Here is an 18280-nt window from a genome sequence, read left to right as displayed (position 1 = left end):
AAGCAATTCATTTTAAAAACGGTATACCTTCACCTGCTCACCCTTCTTCAGTCCCTCCTGATTCATATCAATCAGAACGTAGCCGTCTGCCTCTGCCATCGTCGAAATCAAGCCTGATTTTCCAAATACCGGTTCTGCCTCCAGCCCCTGCGGAGCCATCTGAAGCTTTACCAGCAGGCAGGTTGTTTTTCCGGGTGCCCCCGCCAGGTTCGTTGTCATAAAGGCTTCTAGCGGAGGTTGATCTGGCTGACCGGTTACCTGCTTCCAGAGCCACACAAATAATAAGTGGAAAACGGTAAGCGCTGCTGCCGGATGCCCAGGAAGTCCTCCTAACAGCGTATGTTTCTCTTTATCATATCCCAGAATCGTCGGTTTTCCCGGTTTCAGTGCCAGCCCATGGGTAAATACTCCCTCCTTGGAGATGCGGTTTAATATCTCCATAGTCATATCTTTCTTTCCCTGAGAACTTCCTCCGGAGATCAGAATCAAATCACAGGCTTTGACCGCCTCCCTGATTTTCTCCTCTAAAAGCACTTCTTCATCCTTCACTGCCTCTGCCGAAACAAGCTCCAGACCCGTCTTCTTCACATAACATGACAGCGCCCATGTATTAATATCCCGCACCTGCCCCGGTCCAGGAACCTGATCGATCCTGACCAGTTCGTCGCCCGTCGATAGAACTGCCACCTTCCACGGTTTAAAAACCGGCACCTGCACCACGCCAAGCGCTGCCAACGTTCCCGCCTGCGCCGGGCCAATCCGAGTTCCCGCTTTAAGGACTATATCCCCGGTTTTTACATCTTCTCCCGGAAGCACGATGCATTTTCCATACGGAACATTTTCATACAGGGCAACCTCATCTGTTCCGAACCGTTCACTGTATTCTACCATCACCATGGCATCTGCCCCTTCCGGAACCATGCCGCCGGTCGGTACATAGGCACAGGTACCCGGTTCAATCTTTGATACCGCCGGATGTCCTATCTCTACTTCTTCCAGCACCTTCAGAAAAACCGGGATACTTTCTGTTGCGCCCGCCGTGTCCTTTGAACAGACTGCATACCCATCTACACTGGAACGGCGAAATGCAGGAATCATTTCCCCAGAGACAATATCTTCTGCTAAAATACAGCCAGATGCATCTGCAAGCGTAACCCGCTCCGTCTCTGGCAGGCACTCTTTTGCCGCTTCAAGCAGACGTTCCCGCGCCTGCGCCAGCGTATCAACTTTCAATAACTTCATAGTTCCTCCCTTGCGGCATGATTCTTCTTCGCGAAGGTATGCATCCATGCGAAGTGCTTCTGATTCATAGACCGCCTCTCCGAATGAAACAAAAAAACGAATACAGAAAACATTCCGCTCTCTGTATCCGTTCCTGATGATGCAGTCTGCCTCTTATGGCTTTCTGCTGATATGCACTTATCTACATCAGGCTTTGCTTGCGCTGGCGGAATTTACTGCTCTTTTCCAGAACTTCCGGGTCTTCATCCCGGTCATCCGAGAGCTATTCCTTTCCAATGCATCGCCTGATGCGGGGAGGCACCCGCGTTTCCCCGGATACCCATTGGCTTTTCTTCCATCCTGTCAATCGGTTCACAGCTTAGGCAGAAAAGCTCGAAATCAACTCTGTATAACTGCCGCTCTCGTGCGACAATTCTCTTTCTCATGATTTTCTACCTGAAATTATACCACATTTTCACAAACTGTGTCAATCATCCCAAGCAAAACTATTTCCATTTTTTTCACATTCAGCGCAATCATCTCGCATTTTTATTCATATTTCTGAATTTTTTTCATTTTCGCGATATGAAACCTCTGTATCTGCCAGATATCGGCGTATGGACGGGTGAGAGGGGTGAAGAAGGATTTCTTCCGGTGTTCCAGACACCAGAACATTCCCCTGCTCCATAAAATGTACCTGGTCACAAATCTTGCGGACATGCACCAGCTGATGACTGATTAGCAGCCATGTCATCTTATTTTTCGTCTGCTGCTCCCGCATCAGCTGTTCAAACAATTCTGTACTGTCAGGATCCAGGTTGGAAAGCGTTTCATCAACAATCACAAACGCAGGGTCAAATACCAGGGCCCTGATAAATGATAATTTCTGCTGTTCCCCGCTGCTCAGGGAACGGGCATACTGATTTTTTTTCTGCAGAAGTCCACATCGTTCCAGCCAGGCATCCATCTTCGCCTCATCTGGGCGGATTCCCCGTATTTTCAGCGGATAGATCAGGTTCTGATACACCGTATCATGCAAAAGATACGGTCTCTGTGTTGTCATCGTGATATCCCGGGGTGTCAGTCCCTCATAATCAATCCTCCCGCCATCTGGAACCAATATCCCCTGTATCAGCTTGGAAAGTGTTGTTTTTCCGCAGCCATTGGTTCCTATCAGACCATGAACCTTCCCGCTCTCCAGATACAGTTCCTCGATTTGAAGCGTAAACTGACCTATCTTCTTTTGCAGCTTAGAGATTTTCATCCGGTGTCTCCTCCTGTCTGAAATGTTCTGCCAATGTCTGTACCGCAAATGCCAGAAGCATCAGGATCACTCCCAAAAATACCCCTTCATAATAATCGCCTGCACCTTTCAGGGTTGAAATCGCAGTTGTCATTGTCCGGGTGCTGTTTTTTATATTTCCACCTACCAGAAAGACCGCCCCAACCTCACTGATGGAACGCCCATATCCAGACACAACCGCAAAATAAATTTCATTTTTCATTTCACGCAGCAGAAGCCGCGCGGTCTGATGCCGGTCAGCTCCCATCGTCCTGGCAAACGCCCGGATCGAAGGTGCCGTGCGGACCGCATATGAATACACCATTCCACAGACGATCGGAGTGATGATCAGAACCTGGGCTGCCACCATTCCTTTGATCGTAAATACCCATCGAAGCGCCCCAAACGGACCTTTTTTTCTCAAAAGCATATATGTGAGCAGTCCGATGACGACCGGAGGTGCTCCCATCAAGGTCCGGTTCACACGGACTACCAGCTTTTTTCCTGGGAATTTCATCTGCTCCAGCACAAGTCCCAGAAAAATTCCAAGCATTGACGCAATCAAGGTTGACCAGAAAGACATCACCAGAGTTACCCGGATAGAATCTATCACTCCGACCGTACCAAAAAATTTTGAAAACAGGTTTCCCATATTTTTTCTCCCAGCATATTCACTGAAACACCTTATATTCTGCAGGCGTTCTCATTTTCTCAATTCTTAATGACAGAAAAACCGGAAAAAGTGCATCCTCCCTTCTCCGGTTTCCTGTTTATACATTATAAATTCTGCAAGGTTCAACTGCCTGCTTTATTCGTTTAAATACGCTAATCCCAGCACTGCCGCATATCATCCGGCAGTATTCTACTTCTGCTCTGCATTCGGGAAGAATAACGGCTCGCCGTACTCCTCTACGCCGTATTCACCGATCAGAGTCTGGATTTCCGGAGAACAGATCCACTTGATAAACGTATTCGCCGCCTCGTTGTTGACATCCGGATATTTCTCCGGATTTACTGCGATAACGCCGTACTGGTTTAAAAGTTCCTTGCTGCCTTCACATACAATATCCATATCCGGGAAATCTGCCTTCTTGGCAAGCCAGGTACCACGGTCAGACAGGCAGTAGCCACCTTTTTCATCTGCCATCGCCAGTGTATCAGCCATTCCAGCGCCTGCCGATACATAGTTTGGATTGCTCTCATAATCTGTAATTCCCAGCTTCTCCCAGATTCCGGTCTCCTTGTTATGGGTACCGGAGTTATCTCCACGGGACACAAATGTCAGCTGCTCGTCCATGATCTGTTTAAATGCAGCGTTGATATCATCCGTCTTTGCAATCGGACCATCCTTCGGTCCTACGATCACGAAATCATTATACATAACCTGGAAGCGCTCTACACCGTAGCCGCTCTCCACGAATTCTTCTTCTTTTGCTTTGGAATGAACCAGTATCACATCGACTTCACCATCTTTTGCTTTCTGAATCGCATCACCGGTTCCCACTGCCGTCCACTGTAAGTCAATACCTGTATCCTCTAAAAAGATTGGCTTTAAGTAATCCAGAAGACCTGTATTATCGGTACTGGTCGTCGTTGCCATCAGAAGCGTCTCTCCGGATGCTTCCTTGGTCTCCTCTGCACTGCTTTCCTCAGCAGCCTCTGCGGTTGTCTCTGCGGCGCTTTCCGCCTCCGTTGTCTCTTTTGTGCTTCCAGAGCAGGCTGTCATAGACAATGCTGTCATGGCCGCCATTGCCAATGCAATGATTCTGTTTGTCTTCTTCATGAAATTGTTCTTCTCCCTTCTTTTGTTTAAGAATACGCTGAAAAACATTTCATCGGAACGAGACTCTGGCAGAGGATGCGCCGCCTTTTACCAGCTGCCTTTCTTCCTAATAAGCAGCAGGTCCTACTTCTCTTTCCAATGCATTTCTTTCCAAATGCGGGAGGCATCCGAGTTTCCCCTGATACCCATTGGCTGTAAACCCTGACAATATACTGTGTTAGGTTTTTCAGCTCGAAATATAGTTTTCCTGGCTTCTACTGTCCGGGTTCTTCTAATACTTCCCGAAACATCCTTATACATTTTTACTATACCATGTCAAAATTCTTCTTGTCAACCGGGCAACTTTCACATGAGCGAAATTATTTCATTTTTTGTTACTGTTCACGCATACGTGCCCAGTAACGGAATTTGCCGTGGCTTCGCATTTAAATACGGCAAATTCCTGCTGCCACCACGTTTTCTTACGGCACTTTCGGTTCCAAAAGTGCCTACCTGTGAAACAGTAACCATTATTTCAAGCTTCGTATTCATTTTGTTTTCTACTGCTCTTTTCTACGTGTTATTCTGGTTTTTTAGCTTTTTTTCACTTCTATCTTGATTTTCACTTTTCATATTTGTGCGACGCCTTTTTAACTGTGCTTAATTTTTTGTTTTTGTTTTATATATTATGAATATTCACACCATTTTATCTTTTCTACAATTTTCACTTTCTTTTCACGCATAATATCCTCACTTTTGTCAATTGTAAGCCCCCATTTTTTATGATATCTTATATGTTATATTAATTTTCTTTTATAGCCATTCCGCATTCCGCTTATTTCAGCGTGATCGGATGATTATTTTTCAGATTCGTCTGTTAAAAATTAAATTAATACATTTTTTTCAATTTACTCTTGTATTCTTGAGTTGGTTGTAGTATTATAGACTCAGAACTAGAACACAGTCTAGTTTTTGCAAAGGAGGGGGAAAGGATGGCAGAAACTCCTTACATATTTAACATCCAGAAATTTTCAACGCACGACGGCGATGGTGTCCGCACCACGATCTTCTTCAAGGGATGTCCCTTACGCTGTATGTGGTGCCACAACCCGGAGAGTCAGCATTATTATAAGGAACTGATTTTTCATCAGCACAAATGTACCGCCTGTGGTCGATGTGTTGCAAAATGTAAACAGGGAGCCAATTCCATCGTAGACGGAAAGATTGTATTTGACCGTTCCAAGTGTACCGCCTGCGGTGTCTGTACCGACTGGTGCATCACAGAGGCCCGGGAGTTAGCCGGTAAGGAATACACCGTAGATGCACTTGTCAAGGAAGCGATGAAGGACAAAATCTTCTATGAGCAGTCCGGCGGCGGTGTAACACTCTCCGGCGGCGAAGTTATGGCTTCCCAGCATATGGACTATGTGGAAGAGGTCTGTCGCAAGCTCCATGAGAACGGTGTCAGCGTTTTCATCGACACCAGCGGCTACACAGACTATGAGAATCTGAAGCGGATTCTTCCTTACGTAGATGTTTTTCTTTACGACATCAAAGTGATGGATCCGGAAGACCACAAGAAGTATATCGGCGTTGACAATTCACTGATTCTTGAGAACTTAAAGAAATTAAGTGATGAGGGCGCTGGTCTTTACATCCGGCTTCCGATTATCCAGCAGGTCAACGCAACCGATGAACACATCGAAAGTGTCATCCATTTCCTGAAGGAAAACAATATTCACGCACGTCAGGTAAACCTTTTACCTTATCATGACATCGGAAAGGGTAAATACGCCAGCCTCGACATGGAGTACCATGAGGATGAGATGAGCGTACCGGTGTCCGAGCTTATGGAACACTTTAAGTCCATGTTCGAAGAACAGGGATTCAACAAAGTCAATATAGGAGGATGATTTAAATGGCAGAGAAAATTGATACTTCATTCGTAATCAACACACCAGAAGGTCTGTTAAAAGACAATGACCGCGGATGCACCGAGAGAATTAAAAGACTGAGAAGAATCAGTCATTCCACCCAGCCGCATCTGGATCTGGAAAGAGCCAAAATTGAAACCGATGTTTACAAAGAGTACGAAGGTTCCGTATCTGTACCGGTTTTAAGAGCTCTCGTTCTGAAAGAGTACTTCTCCAAGAAAACTCTTTACTTAGGTGATGATGAACTGTTAGTTGGTGAGAAGGGCAAAGACCCGCAGTGTTCACCGACTTTCCCGGAGCTGTGCTGTCATACCATCGAAGATATGCACATCATGAACGATCGTAAACTGGTTAACTTCACTGTTACCGAAGACGATCTGAAGCTTCAGGAAGAAGAGATCATTCCGTACTGGAAGAACCGTGCAGTCAGAGAGCATCTCTTAAAAGCTATGACCCAGGAGTGGAGAGACTGCTATGAGGTTGGTATGTTTACCGAGTTCATGGAGCAGCGTGGACCGGGTCATACAGCCGGCGGCAAGAACTTCTACATCAAAGGCTACGGTGACTACAAGAAGGAGATCGAGCAGGCTATCAAGGATCTTGACTATTTCAATGATCCGGAAGCTTACGACAAAGAGCAGGAGCTTCGCGCTATGGATATCTGCTGCGATGCTATCATTATCTTAGGTAAGAGATATCATGATCTGGCTCTTGAGAAAGCTGCTGAGGAGAAGGATCCGGTCAGAAAAGCAGAGCTCGAGCAGATTGCAGCTAACTGTGCGGTTGTTCCGGAGCACAAACCGGAGACCTACTGGCAGGCACTTCAGATGTACTGGTTTACACACCTTGGTGTTACAACCGAGTTAAACCCGTGGGATGCATTTACACCAGGTCGTCTGGATCAGCATCTGATTCCGTTCTATGAGAAAGATACCGCTGCAGGTACTCTGGATGATACAAGAGCTCTTGAGCTTCTTGAGTGCCTCTGGGTTAAACTGTTCAACTCTCCGGCTCCGGTTAAGGTTGGCGTAACCTTAAAAGAGTCCGGTACATACGTAGACTTCGCAAACATCAACTCCGGCGGTGTGAAGGAAGATGGTACAGACGCAGTTAACGCTGTTTCTTACTTAATCCTTGACTGTATGGAAGATATGAGACAAAACCAGCCGAACTCCAACGTTCAGATTTCCAAGGTTACTCCGGATAAGTTCGTAAAGAGAGCCTGCGAGATCGCTCGTCAGGGCTGGGGCCAGCCGGCATTCTACAACACCGATGAGTTAATTCAGGAGCTGTTAAATCAGGGCAAATCTCTGGTTGACGCCAGAAACGCAGGATGCTCCGGATGTGTTGAGACAGGTGCTTGGGGAACTGAGGCTTACTGGCTGACCGGTTACTTAAATATCCCGAAATGCTTACAGCTTGCTCTCTATGACGGCTACGATGTAATGTTCAAGAAACAGATCGGACCGCACACCGGCAAGGCTGAAGATTTCAAATCCTACGATGAACTGTGGAACGCATTCAAGACACAGCTTGAGTACATCATCGACGTTAAGATGCGCGGCAATCTGGTTATCGAGAGAATCTACTCTCAGATGATGCCGGCTCCGTTCCTTTCCATCTGTACCGATGACTGTATCAAGAAAGGTAAAGACTACAACGCAGGCGGCCCGAGATACAACACAAGCTACATCCAGGGTGTTGGTATCGGTACTATCTCCGATGCACTCTCCGCTATCAAGTTCAACGTATTTGACAATCAGAAGTTCACCATGAAAGAACTCATCGACGCTATGAACGACGACTTCAAGGGCCATGAGGACATTCTGAACCTGGTTAAGAATAAAACTCCGAAATACGGCAACGATGATGATTATGCAGATGACATCATGGTAAGCGTATTCAATGAGTACAAAGATTACATCACAGGCAGACCGACCACCAGAGGCGGTGTATATCATGTAGATATGCTTCCGACCACCTGCCACGTATACTTCGGTGATGTTATGATCGCTACTCCGAACGGCCGTCTGGCTCATACTCCTCTGTCTGAGGGTATTTCCCCAGAAAAAGGCGCTGATATCAACGGACCGACCGCAGTTGTTAAATCCTGCTCCAAGATGAACCACTGTGAGACCGGCGGTACTCTGCTGAACCAGAAGTTTACTCCGGCTGCTATCGCAGGTGAGAAGGGTATTGACAACCTGGCTGCTCTGATTCGTTCCTACTTTGCTATGAACGGACATCATATGCAGTTCAACGTTATCGACCGCCAGACCCTGATCGAAGCTCAGAAGAATCCGGAGGAATACAAGGAACTGATCGTCCGCGTAGCCGGATACAGTGACTACTTCCGTAACCTGGATAAACCGCTTCAGAACGAGATCATTGAGAGAACCGAGCAGAGCTTTGGAGGCTGTGGCTGCTGTTAATTGCTCGCAACCGTTTGACAACTCTAAAAGTCTTCATTGTAACCTATTAATGCCTTCTATGAAAATGATATAGCCCTAAAAGGGCGGAAAGCCCCGGCAGCGAAACTGCCGGGGCTTTCTTATTTCTTTCTTTTTCTATCTATCTTCCCATTCTTATCGCAATATCCGATTCCTTACTGTACTTCCTGTCCAGCTCTACTCTGCTAACATTTTTGACCTTCTCAGACAAATAACCGCCAGGGCAACTGCCAGTCCGCCTGACAGCACCTTGCTGATCATATAGGCTGTTACCCAGTTTCCCGGTATCATGGATGCTACGAAGGTCATCTGACCGCCTACCACATAGGCGCCTGCAACAGAGAAAGCGGCGTTTAATACTTTTCCGCGCTTATCCATCTTGGAAAACAATGGCAACATCGCAAGGCTCTGTATAAAGGAAAGGAACAGTCCGACAACTGCCTCCTCATTGATACCCAGGACCGCCCCAATACGCTGGATCGGCTTTTGGAGACGTTTTAACGCCACCTGCGACAGCACCAGACCGCCGCACGCTGCGATGACCATACGGAGTACCATAAAAAGCATTTCCTCTATCAAGGCATCCTCGACAACCGCATACTTCGGCATAAAAATTCCGAAGACTGCCACACCAAACAGGAGAAAACTAAAAATACGGATCGCATTTCCGAGGAAAATCATGATCTTCATCGTCAGCGCCGGAACCAGCACAAATGCCGCAATCAGCACCATGCACAGCACCAGCACCGGGATCATATTAAAAAAGAGCTGACGGACAGGCAGACCCAGCATCAGACCTCCGACCGCCAGACCAGACGGTATGGCAATCAGACCGAAGATGAACCCCCGCATCAGCTCTCCTATTTCATCTTTTCGAACAGCTGCCAGAAAGACCGGCAGCTGGTATCCGACCGTCATTCCCAGACTGCCTGCTACCATCGCACCGGTAAATGCCGCCAGCGCCGGTGTCGCCGCCAGCTTCTGTGCCATGCCAAGCGCCCCCATATCCGGCGCCAGAAGGCAGCTTGGAATGAGCGCCGGATCAAATGGCATATGCTTTGCCGCCTCCGCAATCGCTTCCGCGTGCGTCTGCACATATGTAACTCCGATCGCATAAAATCCGACCGTGGACATCGCCAGACCGCCCATCGTGGCAAGCCCCTTTTCAAAGTTCGGCATCAGCCCCAGCTTTCCTCCCAGTATCTCATCCAAAAGCCCGGCTGCCGCAAATACAAGCATGATCGCAATGAATATGTTCATAAGACCTACCTCCCAGCTTTTCCCTATTTCTCTATTCCCCTGTTTTCACTTATTTTCCCTCTATCAGGCACATTTCTCTGTCAATCACAATTCTTTTTTACCTCGCCAGCAGCTGTATCAGCACGCCCCCGATGGTCAGCATCAGTGCTCCGCAGGAACGCGTCACAATCTGTGCAAATGGAAGCAGTTCCATCCGTTTTGAACTGCTGAGCACCGCCACATTTCCGGAACCGCCCATGTTCGTCGTACACATCCCCGCTGCGATCGATGATTCCAGCGGATAAAATCCCATCTTGATGCCGATCAATCCGGCGGTCAGTGTGATCGCCCCGACAATCAGCACGACACTGAGCAGATAAAACGGAGTGATCGTGTGTAAAATCGTCTTTAAATCAATCAGCGTCGCCCCGATTCCGGTCAGCGCCGCCGCTGTCCAGCTGTGGATCGCGAACTGTCCCCACTCTCTCGCCGCGTCCTCCAGGCGCTCCGAAAGGATTCCCGTTCCCTTCACAATCACAACTGCTACAATCATCCACGCATACGTCGGTACAATCGAAATAAAATGATGGCAGAGCGCCCCCAGTTCATAAAATGCCATTGAAATGATAAGCCCCGTACATAAGAGTGCGAAGGTCGGTTTCATCGGAGGCTGTTTCTTCACTTCGTGACCGTCATTGACAAGGCAGCCATTTCCGGTCAGGGATGGCTTTCGCTCGCCGATATTATTGGCTAAACCGCCAAAAATGATCGCCACACAATTTCCCAGCACCGTCGCCGGTGCGATCCGCGTCAGGATCTGTCCGGCGTCCGTCCCCAGAACCGACGAATACATTGCCGACAGAGGCACTGCTCCCGCCGTCATGCCGCCGCTCGTCATCGGAATACCGATATACAGGATTCCTTCCAGAAAACTATCCCCCATCACCATACCGAGCAGACCTGAAAGTATCACGCCGACTGCCAGCGATATGACAGCTGTCGGAAGCAGTTTCACCGTTGCGCGGATCAGAAGCCCGCGGTCGATATTGAAAAGACTTCCTGTGATCAGCGCTGAGATATAGAAGACCAGAAATCCTTCTTTGTTGACAAAATTGTCCAGGATCTCATGCGTCTGCTCCGGAATCAGCCCCAGCGCCTGGATGACCGCCGCCCCCAGAATACAGATGACCGAGCCGCCCAGGTACGTTTTCACAACCGGTGTATGATTTCCTAAAAAATTGAGTCCCTCGCCCAGCACCATCAGCGCAATCATGCCGCCGACCAAGCCTGCCGGAAGACAGTCCATATACATACAGACCACCACCAGCGCCAGGATGCCTAGATACAGAGGGATGGAAAAACCAGCGATCGTATTAGCTTTGCCAGATATTTCTTTCCTCTCTTGCTGCATTTTTCATTTCACCTCTGAGTATTAATTTCTTCCACAACACTTCTTATATTTCTTCCCAGATCCGCAAGGACACGGATCATTCGGATAAATCTTCTCCACCTTTTTCGCGGTTACCGGTGCTGGCTGGGACATTTCCGGCACCATCGCCGGCATGCCGCCGATCATACCTCTCTCACTTAATTCCCACGGTTTATTTCCGCGGTTTTCTTTTGTTCTCGTATTGTTGAACGCATCCATGAGAAGTCTTAAAAATTCGCCCATCTGCTGCTCGCTCTGGAAGACAATCCCTTCTTCATGCATCTTATTCATCAGTTCTGCCGGTGATTTTCCTTCATAACTGCTGGCCCACGTCTCAAAGCACCATCTAGCCGCTTTCTCATACGGCACATCCAATTTTTTTATGAAATAGGACTCCAGCTCCTTATAAGCCAGTACCCCTGCCTCATACCCTTTCTGACAGATTTCATCCAACTGCTGTGCAGACGGAATATAGAATTTTTTATTCTGCTGCTGTTTCAACAAAGCAGTGAGTCCATCACCCTCAAAAACTGGAAGATGTACATACAAGCCCCTCTCGGAATAAAGCGGATTCTCTTTCGGCAGATCCTGCATTCCCAATTTCTCCATCGGGAAAATGCAGGATTCTGTGATGTCCTCCGGCATTTCCTCCAGCATTCCCATCATTTCTTCGATCGTGCCTTTCACCTTCAATTTGTACAGTTCATACAAAATTTCCAGCGGCGCAATCTCATAATAATCGATAAAGAAGCTGATACACTTCATCAGCCAGCCTTTTTTGCTCTGAACCGCCCGGAATGCCTCATCGTCAATCCCGCTAAATCCCTGTGCAATCTCTTCAAAGACAGTAAAGCAGTCACTCACTTCCTCAAAACTTCCAAGTACGTATTTATATAACTGCATTCCATCCATAATCTCTTCTGCAGAAATTTTCTGTGGCTCGGTACAGGCTTTGCAAAAAAGCACCATCTGCTCTTTCGTCAGGCATGAAAGTCTGCCCCGGAGTGCCTCTTTTGTCGTTAAATATTCTACAATTCGGTCAATCAGGTCATCCTTTTTAAGTCGGGAACAGTTCTTTAACTCGTAGCTTCTTGCTTCGTTTAATAAGTCTTCTTTGGTCCATTCTTTTAAATATTCTCTTAATAACATACCATTTCCTTTTCTCATCTTACATCGTTTCATGCTTCTCTTCATATTTTTTTATTATACTTTTAAATGCACATGGATTGCAAGATATATCGTTACATATTTCTGCTTCGCGCGAGTGCGCATCATTGGCATTACACAAAAATACAGCCTGTCTCCAAGCTTCTCAGAAAACAGACTGTATCGATTAAGGATTATGGTAAATAAAGGATTGTCGTAACTGTTCAGTAGGTCTGCGCATTTACTGCGCTGACCGTACGAAAACATGGGCCAGCAGGCAAAAATCCCATTGCCGCAGGCAATTTTTAATGGATTTTTGCGCGTGACTGTGAAGGTACTGAACAGTTACGGATTGTCTATATTTTACAGAAATACCGCCAGCTCTTCTAGCGGCTTGCGATCTGCATGCAGCCTGGACGGATGAGCTGTCTCTGCCGGATATCCAAGCGGCAGATAGGCCGTCGGCTGTAAGCCCTTCATCTCTGGGAACTGCTCCAGCAATTTTTCTGGATTAAACATACCAACATACGTTGTTCCCAGTCCCAGTTCTGCTGCCTGCAGCATCATCTGGGAAACCGCCAATGTCACATCAATCTCTCCATGGTTTTTCCCGTCCTCTTCCCTTTTCCAGGAAATCTCTGGATCATAGGCTGCTACAATCACAACCGGCGAATGAAAATGACACGCCGTACATGCATCCGCTTTCGCCAGAGCTTCCTCACTCTGCATCACGAAAAAGCGCTGTGGCTGTAAGTTATGTGCCGTCGGGGCTTTGCGTCCTGCCTCCAGCACTTTCTGTAATTTTTCCGCCTCAACCGGGCGGCTGTCAAATTTACGAAGTGAATAACGTGCATCACATAATTCTTCAAATTTCATAGTAATCAAAACTCTCCTTTGTATTGCGACTAATAACTACGAATCCGATCCGAATCCTCTTCTCCCGTTTTCTCGATCTTCCGGATCTCCACCACATAGCTGCTCTTATCGTTGACCTTCACTTCCACCTGGTCACCCACATGGTGTCCTTCGATCGCTTTTCCGAGCGGCGACTCGATGCTGATCCGGTTTTCCAGGGAATTGCCCCGGATGCTCGTTACCAGACGGTATACTTCTTCCTCGTCGTCATCCTCAAAATACAGGGTAACCGTATCATTCATTCCGACCTCATCCGGGCGGGATTCTTCCGATACGATCTTAGCGTGCTTCAGCATATTTTCCAGATAGCGAATACGGCTTTCATTCCGGTTCTTATCCTTCTTAGCAGCATAATATTCGAAGTTTTCGCTCAAGTCACCCTGTGCGCGCGCCTCCTTGACCGCCTCGATCGCCTCTTTGCGGACCACCAGCTTCCGATGGTCGATCTCTTCCTGAATCTTCTTTACATCACTTTCTGTCAGCTGCTCTCTCATGTCTTACTCTGCCAGTCCCTTTTTTTCTATCATTTCTACAACCTGTGCTACATATTTTCCGCAGATTTCATCCGTCGGTGCCTCGACCATCACGCGGATCAGCGGCTCCGTACCACTCGGACGAACTAAGATTCGACCGGTATCGCCCAACGCATCCGATACCTTCTGAACCTCCGCCTGCACGTCGCGGTCTGCCTGCGCCGCCTCTTTATCCTTGACTCTGACATTTTTCAGAACCTGCGGATAAATCTGCACCTCATCTGCCAGCTTTGCAAGTGTCTCTTTCTTCTCCAGAATCACTTCCATCAGCTTTAATGATGTTAAAATGCCATCTCCGGTCGTCGCGTGCTTGCTGAAAATGATATGGCCCGACTGCTCGCCTCCCAGGCAGTGACCGTTCTGGGACATATTTTCATAGACATACTTATCACCAACCGCCGTCTTCTCATAGGAAATGCCCTCGCGCTCAAATGCCTTATAAAGACCGAAGTTCGACATAACCGTGGTGACAACCGTATTGTTGACCAGCGTGCCCTGTTCTTTCATATATTTTCCACATACATAGAGGATCTTGTCGCCATCCACCAGCTTGCCCTCACTATCCACTGCCAGGCAGCGGTCCGCATCTCCATCATAAGCGAATCCAACGTCCAGATGATTTTCAACCACATATTTCTGCAGTCCCCCGATGTGGGTGGAACCGCAATTTGTATTGATATTCAGACCATCCGGCGTGTTATTGATGACGTGTGTCTCCGCGCCCAGTGCATCGAATACATTTTTCGCAATCGCAGAAGCGCTTCCGTTTGCACAGTCAAGACCTACCCGCATATTTTTGAAAGACCGTGTTGCCAGGGAAATCAGATAACCGATATAGCGGTTGCGTCCCGCCGCATAATCAACGGTGCGTCCGATCGCATCGCGCTTGGCAAATGGAATCTCACCCGTCTCGCCATCCAGATACGACTCAATCTTCTCGATCGTCTCCTCCTCCAGTTTCTCGCCGCGTCCGTTGATGACCTTGATTCCGTTGTCATAGTATGGATTGTGGCTTGCGGAGATCATGATACCGCAGTCAAACTCCTCTGTGCGTACAACATACGATACACTCGGAGTAGTTGTCACGTGAAGCAGATAGACATCTGCGCCGGAAGCGGTCAGTCCCGATACCAGCGAATATTCAAACATATAGCTGCTGCGTCTCGTATCCTTGCCGATCACGACCCGGCAGCGATCTGCTTTCGTCTTCTGTCCATAGTACCAGCCCAGGAAACGACCTACTTTATAGGCGTCCTCCACGGTCAGCGTCACATTTGCCTCGCCGCGGAATCCGTCTGTTCCAAAATATTTACCCATTTTGAGAGTTCCTCCTACATCATCAAATACAGAGTCCAAAGGTCATGTACATTTATGGAAATCCCCCACTAACATACATGACCTTCTACGATTTTGATTCCAACCTGAAGAAAATCCTGCAGCCAACGGCGCTTCACACTTTCTGCCGTTGCTGCTTTCTATGTCTGATTGCACATTTTTTACTGAATTTCTTTCAGATAGCGACCTACCGCATCCTGCCAGGACGGAAGGCGCTCAAATCCGTTGTCCGAAAGTTTTTCTTTGCTGATCCGGCTGTTCATCGGGCGTTTTGCCTGACCCGGATAAGCAGCTGTATACTCAGCAGTGCTGACCGGCGTCACCTTGACGTCCATGCCCGCCTGCTTAAAGATCTCAACTGCAAATTCATACCAGCTGCAAAGTCCCTCATTCGTCGCATGGTAACGACCATATTTGTCACTCTGAATCATATCAACCAGCAGACGCGCCAGATCGTATGTGTAAGTCGGGGAACCGATCTGATCATCCACAACACTGACTGCCCCGCGCTCTTTGCCAACGCGCAGCATCGTCTTGATGAAGTTCTTGCCGTTCACGCCAAATACCCACGCGATACGGACGATGAAAAACTTCTTTACCAGCTCCTCAACTGCCAGCTCGCCCTCATACTTCGACTGACCGTAGGCGTTGAGTGGTTCCCGGTGGTCATCCGGCTCCCACGGGCGGGTGCCCTGACCGTTGAATACATAATCGGTACTGATGTACATCATTTTGATGTCCAGACCTTTGCAGACCTCAGCGATATTTCTCGTTCCATCTGCATTGACTTTACGGCAGAGTTCCATATTCTGTTCCGCTGCGTCTACTGCAGTATATGCAGCGCAGTGGATCACTGCATCCGGCTTTGCCTCGGTGATCACGCGGCGGCATGCCTCGGCATCGGTAATATCCATCTCATCGACATCCACACCGATGCCAGTAAGACCCTGTTTTTTCAGCTCATTCATCACGTCATAGCCAAGCTGGCCTTTAACGCCTGTCACTAATACTCTCATTATAATCTATCTCCATACATTTTTTCGAAGTACTGGCTGTACTCACCGCTTAAAATGTGTTTCCACCAGTCCTGATTGTTCAGATACCAGTCGATCGTCTGACGAATGCCGGTGTCAAAATTGTATTTCGGCTTCCAGCCAAGCTCCATCTCGATCTTGGTCGGATCGATCGCATAACGGCGGTCATGACCCGGACGATCCTTGACGTAGCGGATCAGGCTTTCCGGCTTGTCCAGCGCTTTCAGGATGGTTTTGACAACCTCCAGGTTGGTCCTCTCATTGTGTCCGCCGATGTTGTAAATCTCACCGACGCGTCCCTTGTGGAGAATCAGATCGATCGCCTCACAATGATCCGATACGTGCAGCCAGTCACGGACGTTCGCGCCGTCGCCGTATACCGGAAGTTCCTCGTCTGCCAGCGCACGGCTGATCATCAGTGGAATCAGCTTCTCCGGGAAATGATATGGACCGTAGTTGTTGGAACAGCGGGATACTGTCACCGGAAGTCCGTAGGTCCTATGGTATGCCAGTACAAACAGATCCGCACTCGCCTTGGAAGAAGAGTACGGGCTGGAGGTATGAAGCGGGGTTGTCTCCGTGAAGAAGAGATCCGGGCGGTCTAACGGCAGATCGCCGTATACCTCATCGGTCGATACCTGATGATAACGTTTAATTCCATAGGTGCGGCAGGCATCCAGCAGGGTGGTCGTTCCCATGACATTGGTACGGACAAATGCCTCCGGGTCCGTGATGGAACGGTCTACATGGCTCTCTGCTGCAAAATTTACTACGATGTCCGGCTTTTCTTCCTCGAAGAGTTTAAACACAAAGTCGCGGTCTGCGATATCGCCGTGTACAAACTTGTAATTCGGCTTATCCTCTACCGGTTTCAGTGTCTCTAAGTTGCCCGCATAGGTCAGAAGATCCAGATTGATGATCTGATACTCCGGGTATTTATTTACCATATGGTGTACGAAGTTTCCGCCGATGAATCCGGCTCCGCCTGTCACGATAATCTTCATTGTTTTAACTCCTTTTAATTCTGATGTATTTTATCAACATATTTCCCATCCAGTACGTCTTTCAGATATTTGCCATACTGGTTTTTCTTGTATACCTCGTATGCCTCCAGCACTTCTTCCTTGCTGATCCAGCCGTTTAAGTACGCAATCTCCTCCAGGCACGCGATCTTGCGGTGCTGGTGGGTCTCTACTGTCTTAACGAAATTGGTTGCCTCAACTAAGGACTCATGTGTACCGGTATCGAGCCAAGTAAAGCCCTGTCCCAGAAGAATGACATCCAGATCGCCATTTTCCAGATAGATGCGGTTCAAATCGGTAATCTCAAGCTCGCCTCTGGCAGACGGTTTTAACTGTTTCGCATACTCTACTACCCGGTTGTCATAGAAATACAGACCCGTTACACAGTAATTGGACTTCGGTTTCTCCGGCTTCTCCTCGATGGAGATCGCCTTGCCCTGGTCGTCAAATTCTACAATACCGAAGCGCTCCGGATCATCGACATAGTAGCCGAATACAGTCGCGCCCTCTTTCTTGGCAGAGGCAGCACGCAGGCGTTTCACAAGTCCCTGACCCTGGAAAATATTGTCGCCCAGAATCATCGCTACGGAATCATCCCCGATGAACTCCTCGCCGATGATAAATGCCTGTGCCAGTCCATCCGGACTTGGCTGCACGGCATAGCTTAAATGTAAACCAAACTGATGTCCATCGCCCAACAATTCCTTAAAACGCGGTGTGTCATCCGGTGTCGAAATAATCAGAATATCCCGGATTCCCGCGTTCATCAGAACGGAGATCGGATAGTAAATCATCGGTTTGTCATAAATCGGAAGCAGCTGTTTGGAAGTTACGCGTGTCAGCGGGTAAAGGCGTGTGCCTGAACCGCCTGCTAAAACGATACCCTTCATATCTTGTTCTCCTCATATGTTTTATTTTCACGCCTCTTTTCTAAAAAAAGGCAGATCTCATCACTATAAGTAATATACCACATTTGCC

Annotated in this window: 15 protein-coding genes and 2 riboswitches; of the genes, 2 read left to right on the top strand and 13 right to left on the bottom strand. The window is 48.0% G+C overall.

The genetic code is table 11. From position 1 onward, the window contains the following. Nucleotides 1–12: 12 nt before the first annotated feature. The 4 genes from glp to DW739_RS10985 all read right to left on the bottom strand — a co-directional run bounded on the left by glp (nucleotide 13) and on the right by DW739_RS10985 (nucleotide 4286). Nucleotides 13–1242 (bottom strand): gephyrin-like molybdotransferase Glp, encoded by a 1230-nt coding sequence (gene glp, locus DW739_RS11000; RefSeq protein ID WP_118695971.1) that lies wholly within the window; start codon nucleotides 1240–1242, stop codon nucleotides 13–15. A gap of 249 nt (nucleotides 1243–1491) precedes the next feature. After that, nucleotides 1492–1632, bottom strand: a riboswitch (molybdenum cofactor riboswitch). Nucleotides 1633–1774: 142 nt separating this feature from the next. Next, the gene (locus DW739_RS10995) at nucleotides 1775–2485 is read right to left on the bottom strand and encodes an ABC transporter ATP-binding protein (protein ID WP_118629304.1); all 711 of its coding nucleotides are present in this window, start codon (nucleotides 2483–2485) and stop codon (nucleotides 1775–1777) included. After that, nucleotides 2472–3155 carry an ABC transporter permease gene (locus DW739_RS10990; protein WP_118570271.1) on the bottom strand — a complete coding sequence of 228 codons (684 nt, stop codon included), beginning with the start codon at nucleotides 3153–3155 and terminating at the stop codon, nucleotides 2472–2474. The genes DW739_RS10995 and DW739_RS10990 overlap by 14 nt, the downstream gene beginning before the upstream one ends. 210 nt (nucleotides 3156–3365) lie before the next feature. Continuing rightward, entirely contained in the window at nucleotides 3366–4286 is a 921-nt protein-coding gene (locus tag DW739_RS10985; protein ID WP_118743095.1) for a substrate-binding domain-containing protein, read from the bottom strand. A 127-nt stretch (nucleotides 4287–4413) separates the two neighbouring features. Further along, nucleotides 4414–4535, bottom strand: a riboswitch (molybdenum cofactor riboswitch). A 722-nt stretch (nucleotides 4536–5257) separates the two neighbouring features. On the opposite strand from DW739_RS10985, the gene DW739_RS10980 reads away from it, so the two are divergent. Both DW739_RS10980 and hypD read left to right on the top strand, forming a co-directional pair. Beyond that, the gene (locus DW739_RS10980) at nucleotides 5258–6178 is read left to right on the top strand and encodes a trans-4-hydroxy-L-proline dehydratase activase (protein WP_118743069.1); all 921 of its coding nucleotides are present in this window, start codon (nucleotides 5258–5260) and stop codon (nucleotides 6176–6178) included. Between the two features lie 5 nt (nucleotides 6179–6183). Next, nucleotides 6184–8631, top strand: coding sequence for a trans-4-hydroxy-L-proline dehydratase (gene hypD, locus DW739_RS10975; RefSeq protein WP_118743068.1), 2448 nt, complete (start codon nucleotides 6184–6186; stop codon nucleotides 8629–8631). A gap of 195 nt (nucleotides 8632–8826) precedes the next feature. Here hypD and DW739_RS10970 read toward each other — a convergent pair whose 3' ends face one another. The 9 genes from DW739_RS10970 to rfbA form a co-directional block, all read right to left on the bottom strand. Continuing rightward, nucleotides 8827–9909, bottom strand: coding sequence for an ethanolamine utilization protein EutH (locus DW739_RS10970; protein WP_118743067.1), 1083 nt, complete (start codon nucleotides 9907–9909; stop codon nucleotides 8827–8829). A gap of 97 nt (nucleotides 9910–10006) precedes the next feature. Then, nucleotides 10007–11299: a 2-hydroxycarboxylate transporter family protein gene (locus tag DW739_RS10965; RefSeq protein WP_118523293.1), complete on the bottom strand. Its 1293-nt coding sequence runs from the start codon at nucleotides 11297–11299 to the stop codon at nucleotides 10007–10009. Between the two features lie 21 nt (nucleotides 11300–11320). Then, entirely contained in the window at nucleotides 11321–12466 is a 1146-nt protein-coding gene (locus DW739_RS10960; RefSeq protein ID WP_182427982.1) for an SEC-C metal-binding domain-containing protein, read from the bottom strand. A 360-nt stretch (nucleotides 12467–12826) separates the two neighbouring features. Then, complete coding sequence (locus DW739_RS10955; protein WP_117796070.1) at nucleotides 12827–13339, bottom strand: nitroreductase family protein; 513 nt, start codon at nucleotides 13337–13339, stop codon at nucleotides 12827–12829. Between the two features lie 29 nt (nucleotides 13340–13368). Continuing rightward, nucleotides 13369–13872, bottom strand: a complete 504-nt coding sequence (gene greA / locus DW739_RS10950; RefSeq protein WP_022360596.1) for a transcription elongation factor GreA — start codon at nucleotides 13870–13872, stop codon at nucleotides 13369–13371. Nucleotides 13873–13875: 3 nt separating this feature from the next. Further along, a complete protein-coding gene (gene glmM, locus DW739_RS10945; RefSeq protein WP_118743065.1) occupies nucleotides 13876–15228 on the bottom strand; it encodes a phosphoglucosamine mutase in 1353 nt (450 codons plus the stop codon). A 179-nt stretch (nucleotides 15229–15407) separates the two neighbouring features. Next, nucleotides 15408–16262 carry a dTDP-4-dehydrorhamnose reductase gene (gene rfbD / locus DW739_RS10940; RefSeq protein ID WP_107001395.1) on the bottom strand — a complete coding sequence of 285 codons (855 nt, stop codon included), beginning with the start codon at nucleotides 16260–16262 and terminating at the stop codon, nucleotides 15408–15410. Next, nucleotides 16262–17284 carry a dTDP-glucose 4,6-dehydratase gene (gene rfbB / locus DW739_RS10935; RefSeq protein ID WP_118743064.1) on the bottom strand — a complete coding sequence of 341 codons (1023 nt, stop codon included), beginning with the start codon at nucleotides 17282–17284 and terminating at the stop codon, nucleotides 16262–16264. Before rfbB ends, rfbD begins: the two co-directional genes overlap by 1 nt. 14 nt (nucleotides 17285–17298) lie before the next feature. Next, a complete protein-coding gene (gene rfbA / locus DW739_RS10930; protein WP_022360600.1) occupies nucleotides 17299–18192 on the bottom strand; it encodes a glucose-1-phosphate thymidylyltransferase RfbA in 894 nt (297 codons plus the stop codon). Between the last annotated feature and the right edge of the window lie 88 nt (nucleotides 18193–18280).

The sequence above is a fragment of the Clostridium sp. AM28-20LB genome, assembly GCF_003480665.1.
Lineage (GTDB): Bacteria > Bacillota > Clostridia > Lachnospirales > Lachnospiraceae > Otoolea > Otoolea fessa.
This window is presented reverse-complemented; position numbering and strand designations above follow the sequence as displayed.